Annotated in this window: 14 protein-coding genes; 4 read left to right on the top strand and 10 right to left on the bottom strand. The window is 65.4% G+C overall.

What is annotated here, in order from left to right:
• Nucleotides 1-32 precede the first annotated feature (32 nt).
• The 3 genes from XF30_RS15200 to XF30_RS15190 all read left to right on the top strand — a co-directional run bounded on the left by XF30_RS15200 (nucleotide 33) and on the right by XF30_RS15190 (nucleotide 1,772).
• On the top strand, nucleotides 33-506 hold the full coding sequence (locus XF30_RS15200) for a hypothetical protein (protein WP_036013057.1): 474 nt from the start codon (nucleotides 33-35) through the stop codon (nucleotides 504-506).
• A gap of 301 nt (nucleotides 507-807) precedes the next feature.
• Nucleotides 808-981, top strand: coding sequence for a hypothetical protein (locus XF30_RS38505; protein WP_167361693.1), 174 nt, complete (start codon nucleotides 808-810; stop codon nucleotides 979-981).
• Nucleotides 982-1,097: 116 nt separating this feature from the next.
• Nucleotides 1,098-1,772 carry a methyltransferase family protein gene (locus tag XF30_RS15190; protein ID WP_109143191.1) on the top strand — a complete coding sequence of 225 codons (675 nt, stop codon included), beginning with the start codon at nucleotides 1,098-1,100 and terminating at the stop codon, nucleotides 1,770-1,772.
• Nucleotides 1,773-1,794: 22 nt separating this feature from the next.
• On the opposite strand, the gene XF30_RS15185 is transcribed toward XF30_RS15190, so the two are convergent.
• From XF30_RS15185 to flgB, 10 genes are all read right to left on the bottom strand, one after another.
• Nucleotides 1,795-2,502 carry a glutathione S-transferase gene (locus XF30_RS15185; RefSeq protein WP_109143190.1) on the bottom strand — a complete coding sequence of 236 codons (708 nt, stop codon included), beginning with the start codon at nucleotides 2,500-2,502 and terminating at the stop codon, nucleotides 1,795-1,797.
• A gap of 251 nt (nucleotides 2,503-2,753) precedes the next feature.
• A complete protein-coding gene (locus XF30_RS15180; RefSeq protein WP_109143189.1) occupies nucleotides 2,754-3,434 on the bottom strand; it encodes a lectin in 681 nt (226 codons plus the stop codon).
• 144 nt (nucleotides 3,435-3,578) lie between these two features.
• Nucleotides 3,579-4,592 carry a Tim44 domain-containing protein gene (locus tag XF30_RS15175; RefSeq protein WP_036027903.1) on the bottom strand — a complete coding sequence of 338 codons (1,014 nt, stop codon included), beginning with the start codon at nucleotides 4,590-4,592 and terminating at the stop codon, nucleotides 3,579-3,581.
• A 230-nt stretch (nucleotides 4,593-4,822) separates the two neighbouring features.
• On the bottom strand, nucleotides 4,823-7,411 hold the full coding sequence (cckA, locus tag XF30_RS15170; protein ID WP_109143188.1) for a cell cycle histidine kinase CckA: 2,589 nt from the start codon (nucleotides 7,409-7,411) through the stop codon (nucleotides 4,823-4,825).
• A gap of 155 nt (nucleotides 7,412-7,566) precedes the next feature.
• Nucleotides 7,567-8,646, bottom strand: coding sequence for a flagellar biosynthesis protein FlhB (flhB, locus tag XF30_RS15165; RefSeq protein ID WP_109143187.1), 1,080 nt, complete (start codon nucleotides 8,644-8,646; stop codon nucleotides 7,567-7,569).
• A 13-nt stretch (nucleotides 8,647-8,659) separates the two neighbouring features.
• The gene (fliR, locus tag XF30_RS15160) at nucleotides 8,660-9,430 is read right to left on the bottom strand and encodes a flagellar biosynthetic protein FliR (RefSeq protein ID WP_027575944.1); all 771 of its coding nucleotides are present in this window, start codon (nucleotides 9,428-9,430) and stop codon (nucleotides 8,660-8,662) included.
• 17 nt (nucleotides 9,431-9,447) lie between these two features.
• The gene (fliQ, locus tag XF30_RS15155; RefSeq protein ID WP_025037372.1) at nucleotides 9,448-9,711 is read right to left on the bottom strand and encodes a flagellar biosynthesis protein FliQ; all 264 of its coding nucleotides are present in this window, start codon (nucleotides 9,709-9,711) and stop codon (nucleotides 9,448-9,450) included.
• A 137-nt stretch (nucleotides 9,712-9,848) separates the two neighbouring features.
• Nucleotides 9,849-10,157 carry a flagellar hook-basal body complex protein FliE gene (fliE, locus tag XF30_RS15150; RefSeq protein WP_036013071.1) on the bottom strand — a complete coding sequence of 103 codons (309 nt, stop codon included), beginning with the start codon at nucleotides 10,155-10,157 and terminating at the stop codon, nucleotides 9,849-9,851.
• Nucleotides 10,158-10,173: 16 nt separating this feature from the next.
• Nucleotides 10,174-10,599, bottom strand: coding sequence for a flagellar basal body rod protein FlgC (gene flgC / locus XF30_RS15145; RefSeq protein ID WP_036013073.1), 426 nt, complete (start codon nucleotides 10,597-10,599; stop codon nucleotides 10,174-10,176).
• 19 nt (nucleotides 10,600-10,618) lie between these two features.
• Entirely contained in the window at nucleotides 10,619-11,023 is a 405-nt protein-coding gene (gene flgB, locus XF30_RS15140; RefSeq protein WP_036013075.1) for a flagellar basal body rod protein FlgB, read from the bottom strand.
• Between the two features lie 351 nt (nucleotides 11,024-11,374).
• On the opposite strand from flgB, the gene XF30_RS15135 reads away from it, so the two are divergent.
• A partial coding sequence (locus tag XF30_RS15135) for a flagellar biosynthetic protein FliO (protein ID WP_192893414.1) occupies nucleotides 11,375-11,853 on the top strand: 479 nt, incomplete at its 3' end.

Raw genomic sequence — 11,853 nt, 5'->3', positions numbered from 1 at the left:
GCTTGAATGCGTGCCCTAAGGGGCTTTTCATCATGACATTGAAACTGAACGTCCGCGGCGCGATCCTGGTCGCCGCCGCCTTCACCGGCCTTGTGGCTCTCGCTTCGCCTGCCCGCGCCGATCGCTGCGACGACAGCGCCAAGGAGCTGGCGAGCCAGGTCGATCGCCTCAAGGTGAATTTTCGCGCCGCCAATGTCGTTTACCTGACGCACCCGGCGGCCAAGGAGCTGTCCGTGGGTTGCCGCGGCGACAAATATTCCATCGAGCTCTACGCCAAGGGTGATCGCAAGCCGAAGCCGGAATTCTACGCGCTGGTCGGCTCGATGGCGGCGATCGTCTTCACCGTGACCAAGGACGACACCACGACGGGAGCGACGCGCTGCCTGAAGCGGATGGGTCTATTGCGCGGCGACAAGGTCACCATGCGCTACCGCCGGCTCAACATGGAATGCACCCGCACCAAGACAGAGGCGTCCATCGCCATCACGCGCGGCAAGGACGAATAGGGCACGCGCCAGCTCTTTCCGCACCCTTGCGGGGTGCGTATCGCGCGATGGCGTCCGCCGCATACTCCGTCATTGCGAGCGCAGCGAAGCAATCCAGTCTGTATCCGCGGAAGCAGTCTGGATTGCTTCGTCGCAAGGGCTCCTCGCAATGACGGGGAGAGGCCTCGTCGTCTCGGTTTGCGGATGCCACGCGTGCACAGCCTTCACCGCGCCAATTCCCTCACATTTTAACGATTGGCTTGAAGGAAATTTCGCTCCTCGCAGGGCAGGCTTGATTGTTTCCATGTGTGAGGATTTGCGGATGAAGGTTTCTACCGTTGCGCCCCCGCCGATCGCGATCGTGGTTCCGAACTACGACACGACCAAGCCGCAGGACGATCAGACCAAGGTCAAGGACGAGAATCCGACCTTCAAGCCGCAGCCGCCGGCGCCGCTGCCGCCGGGTCAGGGCACGCGGATCGATCAGCTCGCCTGATCAGGCGTCCCGAGACCGAAGCGCCCGATCCGGTCGATCGGGCTTTTGGCGTGTCCGGCCGCATCTTTGCCGGATAGCTGCACCAGGATCATGCGCCGTTCACTCGGGACCTGCGCATGTTCGCACGGCTGCTATTGCGGAACACGGTGTTCGTCGTCGGCATGGGCGCGCTGCTGTTCGCGTGCGCGGGGACGCTGCATTGGCCGTCGGCCTGGGCCTTCCTCGCAACCTCCGCCCTGCTCGGCCCACTCTGCGGCTGGTGGCTCTACCGGACCGATCCGGCGCTGCTCGCCGAACGCCTGCGGCCGGTGCTGCAAAAGGATCAGCCCGCCGCCGACAAGATGTTCATGGCGCTGTTCATCGTCGCCATCCTGGCCTGGCTTGTCCTGATGGGGCTCGACCGGCGTGTTCGATCCTCTGACATGTCGACGGCGTTGCAGGTGCTCGGACTCGGGCTGTTCCTGGGCTCGACACTGTTCACCATGTGGGTGTTCCGCGAGAACTCGTTCGCCGCGCCCGTGGTGAAGCTGCAAGCCGAGCGCGCGCAGCACGTGATCTCGACCGGACCCTATGCCTATGTCCGTCATCCCATGTACAGCGGCATGCTCCTGTTCTTCACCGGCGTGCCGTTGCTGCTGGGATCGTGGTGGGGACTTGCGATGATGCCGCTCCTCCTCGCCTTGCTCGCGGTCCGCATCCCGATCGAGGAGCGCACGCTGCGCGAGGGTCTGCCCGGTTACACCGATTACACGGCGCGGGTGCGCCATCGCCTCATCCCCGGCGTCTGGTGAACGCGCCAACTGCACGAAGCCGCTATCGGTCCAGCTCGCGATAGCGGCGGAAGATGCCCTGCTCGTTGAAGGGAATGCGGCGCTCGCTTGCGAGATAGGCCTGGATGTTGGGCCGTGCGGCGATGCGGTCGCGCAGGCCGACGAGGCCCGGGACATCCTTCTCGAACGCCTTCATGCGCTTGGGGAAAGCATAACGCAGCCCATCGACGAGCTGGAACAGCGAGAGGTCGACATAGGTCAGGCGCCGGCCCGTCACGTAAATGCCGCCGCTCCCGGCGAGGAGCCGCTCGAAATAGCCGAGATATTTCGGCACGCGCTCGTCCCAGAAGTCGGCCGTGCGCTTCTTCGCCGGCGCCTTCTGATCCTCATAATAGAGCGAGGGCCCGAGCGGATGATGGGTGTCGTGGATCTCGACGACGAAGTCCGTGATCGTGAGCTGAAGCTGGTGCACCCAGAGCCTGCCGGCTTCCGTCTTCGGCGCAAGCCCATGGCGGGAGCCGAGATAGAACAGGATGTTGGCGGTCTGGCCGATGACGAGCTTGCCCGCTTTCAGGAACGGCGGCGCAAAGGGCGGCGTGCCCTTCTGCGCGTCCATCATCTTCATCATCACAGCCGATCCGCGCGGACCGCGCGCGACATCGACGTAAGCGGCGCCCGCCTCCTCCAGCGCCAGCCGCACATATTCGCCGCGGCCCTGGATCTCGGGCCAGTAGTAGAGCTCGTATTTCATGGGGGAGGTCCGTGAGCGTGGAGGCGATCGGACCAATGTAGCACGTGGCTGAAGGTTCCGTCAGCGTGAGGCGGAACGGCGGTTCAACATACGCCGTCATTGCGAGCGCAAGCGACTTGTCCGCCGAAGGCTTGGCGAAGGCGGAAGCAATCCAGAAATGCCTCCGCGGAGACACTCTGGATTGCTTCGTCGCAAGAGCTCCTCGCGATGACGAATGGAGAGAGCTCCGACGGTGGAGAGAACTCAGCGTCTCAATTCGCCGCGAAGCAGTACAGCAGCCCGTCGCCGCCGGTGGTCTTCAAATCGGCCTGCGAGCAGCCGCCGTCGGGCCCGCGCGAGGGGTGAGAACTATTCCAGGATTTCGAGGGCTCGTCGTCGCGCAGACCCCGGCGATCGAAATGGCCGACCATCGCAGCGCCTTGCGTGCTCGACGTCCAGTTCTTGCAGGTGCGATCGTCCGGCCCGGCAAACGCGGTGCCGTCCGGTTGCGATCCCGTGAGGATGTCGTGCCGGTTCGGCTGGTCGCCGGCACCATTGATGACCTCGCCCTTTTCGCTGAGCGCGGTCTGCTTGGTGAGATTGTTCGTTGCGCCGTGCAGCTCGGCGACGTCCTTGGCGATCACCGTGCCCTTGGCGTTCTGCCACGGCCCCTTGCCGATGCGATCCTTGGCGTTGACGGCCGGCTTGCCGTCGGCGGCTTGCGTCGACAGATAGGCGCGCCAAGTCTTTGTGCCGGCGCCGGCCGCTTGTGCAAGCTTCTGGCATTGCGCGTCGGCTCCTTCGAGACCGCCGAGATCGGCGCCCTTGCCGGGCCCGTTCGACGTCACGAAAAAGGTCATGTCGGCCGACTGCGCTTGCGCCGCGGGCGCCGCCAGCAAGGCCATGGCGAGCGCAAGGCTCGAAATCGTCACGGTTCTCTCGATGCGGATCATGCTGTCCTCCCGTTGTGCTTGTTGTTAACCGCCCCATGTCAACCCGACACGCGGCCGCTTATTCCGATGCAGCGAGGCGAGACACCCAAAGAAAAAGGGCGCCGTGCCGAAGCACGACGCCCTGGTTCCTCATCTCGTCCGCGATCAGTTGGTCTGCTGAATCGCTGACAATTCCCAGCCTGTGCCCGGCCGGCGGGCGAAGGTCCAGATCTCGGTCGCCTCGCCCGGCTGCTCGCTGCCGGCGACGATTGCGCCGGTGTTGCGATCCACCGTCTTGTCGGTGAGCGCGAAGCGCAGCGCCACCGTGGCATAGTCGGTCTCGCCTTCGCGCCAGGCTTCCGCGAGGTCGCCCTGCAACAGCTTCACTTCCGTGACCTTGTTGACCACGTTGCGGGCGCGGTTCTGGGCGAGGTCCTGCTCGAAATAGGAGACCATTTCCGGCGTCGCGAGCGTGTGCAGCTTGGCCACGTCCTCGTTCGACCAGGCGGCCTGGACGTCGCCGAGCAGGCGCTCGAACGCCTCATAGTCGTCCGGCTTGATCTCGAGCGGCGCGTTGTTGGCGCCGAAGCCGAAGCCACCGAGGCCGCCACCAAGGCCACCACCGAGACCGCTGCGATAGTTCGTCTGCGGTCCGGGCGCTGCGCCGGCCTCAACATTGGCGTAAGCCGCCCGCGGAGTGTGACGGCGCTGCCACCAGGACATTGCCAGCCGGACCACGAGCACCACCAGCGCGATCTGGATGATCAGGCCGATGATCGAGGACAGGCCGCCGAGGCCGCCGAACAGGCCGCCACCGAACAGCATGCCGAGCAGGCCGGCGCCGAGGAAGCCGGCCGCAAGGCCGCCCATGAAGCCGCCGGCGCGGCCAAACAGGCCGCCGCGCGCCGGCGCGGTCGCGGCCGAGTTCATGCCTGCGCCCGGCTGGGTGTAGGTGCGGTTGAACTGCGAGGCCGAGCCGGGTGCGGTCGTGGTCGACGGCGGCGCCGAATAGGAGCGCGTACCGCGCGAACCGGACGACATGCCGCCACCCGCGCGGGCGTCGGCCGACGAGATCGTCAGCGCGGTCGGCAGCGCAAGCGCCAGCACGACGGCGATGGTGTTGAAGAATTTCCGGGAGCGAAGCGAGAAAGTCATGTGCGTTTCCCAAATCCCCGGCATGGGGACGTGCCCCTAAGATGGTCAGACTTCCCGAAAAGTGAAGCCGGTTTCGGAACTTGCGGCTGCGGCCCTCAGTCGCGGGGATGTGGCAAAAGCCCATATATGACAGGGGTTTTACGGGAACCATTGGAGGATGCTTACCGCCGGGTTTACGACCCGATTTCCGCTTTTCCCCGGGTCCGCGAGCCGAGCTGGCCCACCAGCCGTCATTGCGAGGAGAGCGGCAGGTCTCACCCCTGCTTCGTCATCGTCTCCTTCACCGCCGCGACCAGCTGGCTGAGCGTGAAGGGCTTTGGCAGGAAGTCGAACTGCTGGCCTTCGGGCAGGCTCTTCTCGAAGGCATCCTCGGCATAGCCGGAGACGAAGATGAACTTGATGTCGGGGTTCTTCTCGCGCATGGCCTTCAACAGCGACGGGCCGTCCATCTCCGGCATGACGACGTCAGAGACGACGAGATCGATCGCGCCACTTTGCTCGTCCAGCACCTCCATGGCCTCGACGCCGTTCTCGGCCTCGACCACGGTGTAGCCGCGCGAGCGCAGGCCGCGGGCATTGAGCGCGCGCAGGCCCTCCTCGTCCTCGACCAGCAGGATGGTGCCCTGCCCGGTGAGGTCGGTACGCGGCTTCGCCTCTGCCGCCCCAGCGGGCGCGGCTTCCTTCGCGGCTCCGCTGGTCGCGCCGATTGCGGCTGCGGGCTGCTCGACCTGCACCTCCGGTTCGGCGATGTGGCGCGGCAGGAAGATGTGGAACGAGGTGCCCTGCCCCGGCTCGGAATCGACGTAGATGAAGCCGCCGGTCTGCTTGACGATGCCGTAGACGGTGGAGAGCCCGAGGCCCGTGCCCTTGCCGACCTCTTTCGTCGAGAAGAACGGCTCGAAGATCTTGTCGCGGATGTCGGCGGGGATGCCGGTGCCGGTGTCGGCGACCTCGATGCGGACATAATCCGCGGCGGGCATGCCCTTGTAGGCGAGCTTGCCCGAATCGTCGCTGGTGACGTTGGCGGTGCGGATGATCAGCTTGCCGCCGTCAGGCATGGCGTCGCGCGCGTTCACCGCGAGGTTGACGATCACCTGCTCGAACTGGGAGACGTCGACCTTCACCGGCCAGAGGTCGCGGCCGTGGACGAGGTCGAGCTTGACCTTCTCGCCGATCAGCCGGCGCAGCAGCATGGTGAGATCGGACAGCGCGTCGCCGAGATCGAGCACCTGCGGCCGCAGCGTCTGCCGCCGCGAGAACGCCAGCAACTGCCGCACCAGGGTGGCGGCGCGCGTTGCGTTCTGCTTGATCTGCATGATGTCCTGGAACGACGGGTCGGTCGGCTTGTGCGCGTTCAGCAGGAAGTCGTTCGCCATCATGATGGCGGACAGCACGTTGTTGAAGTCGTGGGCGATGCCGCCGGCGAGCTGGCCGACCGTCTCCATCTTCTGCGACTGGTTGATCTGGTTTTCCAGCGCGCGCCGCTCAGTGGTCTCGAGCATGTGCACGATGGCGGCTTCCGCCTCGGTCTCGGCCGAATCGACCGGCGTCACGAAGAACTGGCCCCAGCGTTCCTTGGCCCCTTCCAGCGCCACCTCGACCGGCGCGATATCGGCCTTGCCTTCGGCGGCCTGGTTGATGGCCGCGATCAGGAGGTGCCGGTCGCGCGAATTGACCGCGCGGAAGATCGACTTGGAGGAGGTGTCGAGCCCCAGCGCCTGACTGAGCTTGGCGTAGCGCGCATTGGCGCGCACCACGTTGCCGGCGCGATCGACGGTCGCGATCGCCATCGGCGTGTGGTCGAAGAAGCGCATGAAGCGCACTTCGGCGGCACGATCAGGGTCGCTGCGCTCGTCGCGGGCGCGGCTGATCACGAGCGTGCGCGAGGGCCCCGGCGCGCCGTCGGCGCCGAAGGCGAGCTTGTGATAGAGCCGCACCGGCATGGTCTTGCCGGTGCGCATGCGCAGGTCGATGTCGAACACCTCGGTCTTCACCTCGCCCGGCACCGCCACGATCGAGGTCAAGAGCGAAGCGCCGTCGCCGGAGACGATATCGGTAAGCTTCAGGCCGCCGGAGCCGATCTCGGCGAGGTCGTAGTCGAGCCAGTTCGCCAATGTCGCGTTGACATAGGCGAGCTCGCCGGCCGGATTGACCGAGAAGAAGCCGCACGGGGCGTGATCGAGATATTCGATCGCGTGCTGGAGCTCCTGGAACACGTCCTCCTGGCGTTCGCGGTCGCGCGTGATGTCGGCGATCGACCACACCGCGTATTTCGCCTCGCGCTTGCCGGTGCCGAGCGGGCGCACGCGCATGCGCAGCCAGCGGCCCTGATTGCCGTCATGGCCGGAGATGCGCACCTCTTCCTGCTGCCGCTTGCCCTCGCGGGCGGCCTTGAGCAGCCGGAACACGGCTTCCGAGACGTCGGGATTGCCGATGAAGACGCGCTCGACCGGGCGCACGTCCTGCGGGCCGGTGGCGCCGGTCAGCGTCAGATAGGCAGCATTGGAATAGACCACGTGTCCGCGCGCGTCGGTGACCGCGAGCCCGTCGAAGGCGTGATCGGAGATGCGGCCGATGATGGGATCGTCGAGATTGCGGTCGGCGAAGCGGATGATGCCGGCGGCGAAGGCGAACAGGTTGAACAGGCCGACCATCGCCAGCACGGCGAGGATACCGAGGATATAGGGCTGCGCCTGCGCGCGCCCGAGCGTCATCAGCCCGACGGCCACGGCGACGAGGCCGGCGGCCACCAGCAGCACCAGCGCAATGCTGCCCGAGCGCGGCGACGGCTCGTGCGCCGCAACGGGCTCGCGTGTGAGGTCGTGGTCGGTCTCGGCGGTCATTCTCGAGCTGGCGCAGCCTGTCGGCAGAGAATCAACGCGCCACCGGGCGCGTGGGGTCCTCCCTGCCTGAATCGGACCCTGAGGTGCAAGGGCAGCAGCGGCAAAAGGTACGCTGATTCCCAGATTACGGCCATTTCCGGTACTTTTCGGGCATCTTATCCCCGCCCGGCGCTGAATCCGCGCTTCAGGCGCATGACGTAGCCGATGACTTCGGCGACGGCATGGTAGTGCTCGGTCGGGATCTCCTGGTCGATGTCCACCGTGGCGTAGAGCGCGCGGGCCAGCGGCACGTTCTCCACGATCGGGATGTCGTGCTGGCGCGCGATCTCCCGGATCTTGAAGGCGAGATTGTCGACGCCCTTGGCGACGCAGATCGGCGCGGTCATGCCGCGCTCGTAGGACAGCGCTACCGAATAGTGGGTTGGGTTGGTGATGATCACGGAGGCCTTGGGAACCGCCGCCATCATGCGTTTCTTGGCGCGCTGCTGCCGCAGCTGCCTGATCTTGCCTTTGATGTGGGGGTCGCCTTCGGACTGCTTGTACTCTTCCTTGATCTCCTGGAGCGACATCTTCTGCCGCTGGAACCAACTTCGGTACTGGAAGAAATAGTCGGCGATGGCGACGATCGCGAGCGCGGCGACGACCGCGCCGAGCAGTTGGATGGTCATGCTGGTGCTGGCGCCGAGCATGGCGGCCGGATCGAGCCTGACCATCGCCTCCATGCGGTGCCGCTCCGGCCACAGGATCATGGTCATGACCACGGCCAAGGCGACGAGCTTGCCGATGCCTTTGAGAAAATTGGCGGCCGCCTGCTTGCCGAAGATGCGTTTGAAGCCGGCGCCGGGCGAAATCTTGTTGAATTTGGGCTTGAGGGACTCGGCCGACCAGACCAGCCGGTGCTGCAGCATGTTGCCGGCGATGGCCGCCAGCACCAGCATCAACAGGGGCACGCCGACCGCGGCAAGCACGGCGAGCTCGATCTGCTGCATCAGCGCCAGCAGGGCCTTGCCGTCGGTCTTGATCATCCAGGAATTGGCAAGCAGGTTGCGCATCGGCGTCAGCAGCCCGCTGCCGACCGAGCCCGAGAAGGTGGAGACGACGAGCGTGCCGCCCGCCATCATGAACCAGGTGTTGATCTCCTGGCTCTTGGCGACGTCGCCGCGTTCGAGCGCATCGTCGAGGCGCTTTTGCGTCGGGTCTTCTGTTTGACTTTCGGGATCGTTGTCTTCCGCCACCGATCGATCCCCCTCACTTGAGCGGCATCATCTGGTGCATGACACCGATGAAGTAGTCGAGAAAGGTGCCCATCATCGCGGTGAGCACCACGGCAAGCACCAGGAAGCCCGCGAAGATCGACAGCGGCACGCCGACGAAATAGACCTGCATCTGCGGCATCAGCCGCGCCAGCACGCCCAGTCCGATATTGAAGACGAGGCCGAACACCAGGAACGGCCCGGAGAGCTGCAAGCCGAGACGGAACGCGGCGGCGAAGGCACGCGTCGCAAGCGAGGCGACGTCGCCGCTCGACACGGTCTCGCCCGGCGAGAAGATCGTGTAGCTGTCGTTCAGCGCCGCGATCACCAGATGATGGCTGTCGGTGGCAAACAGCAGCGTCACGCCCAGCATGGTCAGGAAGTTGCCGACCAGCACGCCCTGCTGGCCCTGCGTCGGATCGACCGAGGTGACGAAGCCGAGCCCCATCTGCTGCGCGATCACGGATCCCGCAACCTGGAGCGCCGACAAAGTCACGCGCGCGGTCGCGCCGAGCACGATGCCGATCGCGATCTCATGCAGCATCAGCACCAGCAGCGGCGCCAGCGAGCCCATGTCGACCTGATAGGCGTTGCGATGCAGCGGCAGGATGATCAGCGTGAGCAACAGCGCGATCGACAGCTTGATCCGCGTCGGGATGTTGGTCTCGCCGAGGCCGGGCAGCAGCATCACCATCGCGCCGACCCGGGCGAAGGCGAGCATGAAGGAAGCGGCGAGCGCCGGCAGCAACGAGACGTCGATGCGCATAATTCACGCATAGTGCCTCAGCCGCCTATGATTCGCGACGATATCCGCAGCATGTGGGCGTGCATCGAATCGGCCATGAACGGCAGCGCCAACAGCATCGTGGCAAAGATCGCGAGGATCTTCGGCACGTAGATCAGCGTCTGCTCCTGGATCTGCGTCAGCGCCTGGAACAGCGACACGATGACGCCGACCACGAGGCCAACCACCATCAGCGGCGACGACACGATCACGATGGTCCAGATCGCATCGCGCGCGACGTCGAGGGTCTCGGGTCCGGTCATTTGGGAGTTCTCACTCTGAAATTGTTTGTGATTCGGGGCTCGCGAAGCGAGAACCCGGAATCCATTTAGCCGCAGCGTTGGTCGCACCATGGATTCCGGGCTCGCGACTTCGTCGCGCCCCGGAATGACGGCGCGCATCAGATCGGCATCTTCATGATGTCTTCATAGGCCGCGATGACGCGGTCGCGGACCGAGACCAGCGTGGACACCGCGACATCGGTGTCTGCGACCGCCGTAACCACGTCCATCACGTTGGCCTTGCCGGCGGCCATTGCGACCGTCTGCGCGTCGGACTTGCGGCCGGATTCCACGACGCTGCCGACGGCGTCCTTCAGCAGCGCGGCGAAGGATTGCCCGTTCGGTTCGCTGCCCTTGCCGGCGCCGGTGTTCTCCAGCACGCGGGCGAGGCTGGCGTAAGCATTGGCGGCAATTGTCGGTGATGCCATGGCTCAAATGTCCTGTTCAGCTCTTGAGGATGTCGAGCGTGCGCTGGATCATCCGGCGCGTCGCACTGATGATGTTGAGGTTGGCCTCGTAGGACCGCTGCGCGTCGCGCATGTCGGTCATCTCGACCACCGAGTTCACGTTGGGATATTTGACGTTGCCGCTGGCATCCGCAGCCGGATTGTTCGGCTCGTATCGGACGCGGAAGGCGGACTGGTCGGGCTTGATCCTGCCGAGGGTGACGACCTGCGCGTCGAGCGTGCGGTCGAGCGCGGATGAGAAGGTCGGCACCTTGCGCCGGTAGGGATCGCCGCCGGCAGTCTGCGCCGTCGAGTCCGCATTCGCGATGTTCTCCGAGATCACCCGCATGCGGCCGGCCTGCGCGCGGAGGCCCGAGGTCGCGATTGCCATGGAGCGGGCGAAGTCGCTGCTGTCATTTGCCATGATCCGCCTCCTTTAGGGCCTAACCTTTGCCGATCGCGGTCTTGAGCAGGCGCAGGCTCTTCGAATAGAGCGAGGTCACCGCGGCGTAGTCCATCTGGTTGCTGGCGGCCTTCATCATCTCCTCCTCGAGATTGACGGCATTGCCGGCGGGGCGGGTCTCGAAACCCGCGTTCTTGTTCTGGTCGAAGGCGGAAGGGGCCCCCGACGGCGCCAAATGCGAGGCGCTGGTCCGGGTCAGGACCAAGGGCCCCATGGACCCCGTGACGGCGCCGGCCTTGTCGAACTTCGGCTCGACCAGGTCGCGCGGCCGGAATTTCGGCGTGTCGGAATTGGAGACGTTCTCGGACAGGACGCGCTGGCGCTCCTGATGCCACTGCATCTTGGTGCGAAGCACCGACAGTTCCGGAATATCGTTGATGGACATCGTCGCGGCTCCCTCCGCCCCGACGGACCCTAGAGACCGCCGCTAGGCAGAATTTGCCGCCTGTATGGTTAACAGCTGGTTAAGGACCGGTCGTGATGCATGTCCCCAGCCGAAACTGATTCTTGCGCCCCGCCATTCGACGCCGCGAAAAGTGGCATTAACCCAGCCGTTTGGCGAGACGTGCACAGGGCAAGAAGTCGTTTTGGATCGGGCGATTCATGGGTTATTAAGAGTTGGGGACGGCAAAACTTGCCGTGGAACGTTAAGAAATCGCAGTTTGGGGCATCGTCCGCCGGTGGTCGATTCGACTGACCATGGGCACGAAAAAAGCGCCATTTGTCGGGGACAAGTATGCAAGGCAGCCCTATCACCTTCATCGTCGCGTTCATCGTCGTTCTGGCGTTGATCGGCGTCGCTGCATGGCTGGTTCGCCGATTCGCCGGTAGCCGCATCGGCGCCAACACTCAGCGCGGCCGGATGCCCCGCCTCGCCGTGATCGACGCCGCTGCGGTCGATGGCCGGCGCCGGCTGGTCCTGGTCCGGCGCGACAATGTCGAGCATCTGCTGATGATCGGCGGCCCGACCGACATCGTCGTCGAGCCCAACATCGTTCGCGCCGCGCCCAGCCGCGACCAGATCCCGCAACGTCCGAGTGCCGCCGAACCGCCGCGCCTTGCCCCCATGCCCGATGCCGGCGGCTGGGCCGACGAAGCGCCGCGGCCCGAGCTGCTCGATCATCCCGAGCCGCAAATGCCCGAGCCGCCGCCGCGGCCCGCGCGGCCATCCTTCGCCGACGAGGTGCGCCGGCCTGCGCCTGCACTGGCCGAACG

This window comes from Bradyrhizobium sp. SUTN9-2, from assembly GCF_003122645.1.
GTDB classification, from domain to species: Bacteria; Pseudomonadota; Alphaproteobacteria; order Rhizobiales; family Xanthobacteraceae; genus Bradyrhizobium; species Bradyrhizobium yuanmingense.
The sequence above is the reverse complement of the archived record's forward strand: the minus strand, read 5'-3'. Positions and strand labels throughout refer to the sequence as shown.

What these genes read in the sequence shown, in the direction of transcription:
- XF30_RS15200 (WP_036013057.1), top strand. Translation starts at nt 33, where the DNA reads ATGACATTGAAACTGAACGTCCGCGGCGCGATCCTGGTCGCCGCCGCC.
- flgB (WP_036013075.1), bottom strand. Translation starts at nt 11,023, where the DNA reads ATGTCCATCAACGATATTCCGGAACTGTCGGTGCTTCGCACCAAGATG.
- XF30_RS15180 (WP_109143189.1), bottom strand. Translation starts at nt 3,434, where the DNA reads ATGATCCGCATCGAGAGAACCGTGACGATTTCGAGCCTTGCGCTCGCC.
- flgC (WP_036013073.1), bottom strand. Translation starts at nt 10,599, where the DNA reads ATGGCAAATGACAGCAGCGACTTCGCCCGCTCCATGGCAATCGCGACC.
- fliQ (WP_025037372.1), bottom strand. Translation starts at nt 9,711, where the DNA reads ATGACCGGACCCGAGACCCTCGACGTCGCGCGCGATGCGATCTGGACC.
- fliR (WP_027575944.1), bottom strand. Translation starts at nt 9,430, where the DNA reads ATGCGCATCGACGTCTCGTTGCTGCCGGCGCTCGCCGCTTCCTTCATG.
- XF30_RS15175 (WP_036027903.1), bottom strand. Translation starts at nt 4,592, where the DNA reads ATGCCGGGGATTTGGGAAACGCACATGACTTTCTCGCTTCGCTCCCGG.
- XF30_RS38505 (WP_167361693.1), top strand. Translation starts at nt 808, where the DNA reads ATGAAGGTTTCTACCGTTGCGCCCCCGCCGATCGCGATCGTGGTTCCG.
- XF30_RS15185 (WP_109143190.1), bottom strand. Translation starts at nt 2,502, where the DNA reads ATGAAATACGAGCTCTACTACTGGCCCGAGATCCAGGGCCGCGGCGAA.
- cckA (WP_109143188.1), bottom strand. Translation starts at nt 7,411, where the DNA reads ATGACCGCCGAGACCGACCACGACCTCACACGCGAGCCCGTTGCGGCG.
- XF30_RS15190 (WP_109143191.1), top strand. Translation starts at nt 1,098, where the DNA reads ATGTTCGCACGGCTGCTATTGCGGAACACGGTGTTCGTCGTCGGCATG.
- fliE (WP_036013071.1), bottom strand. Translation starts at nt 10,157, where the DNA reads ATGGCATCACCGACAATTGCCGCCAATGCTTACGCCAGCCTCGCCCGC.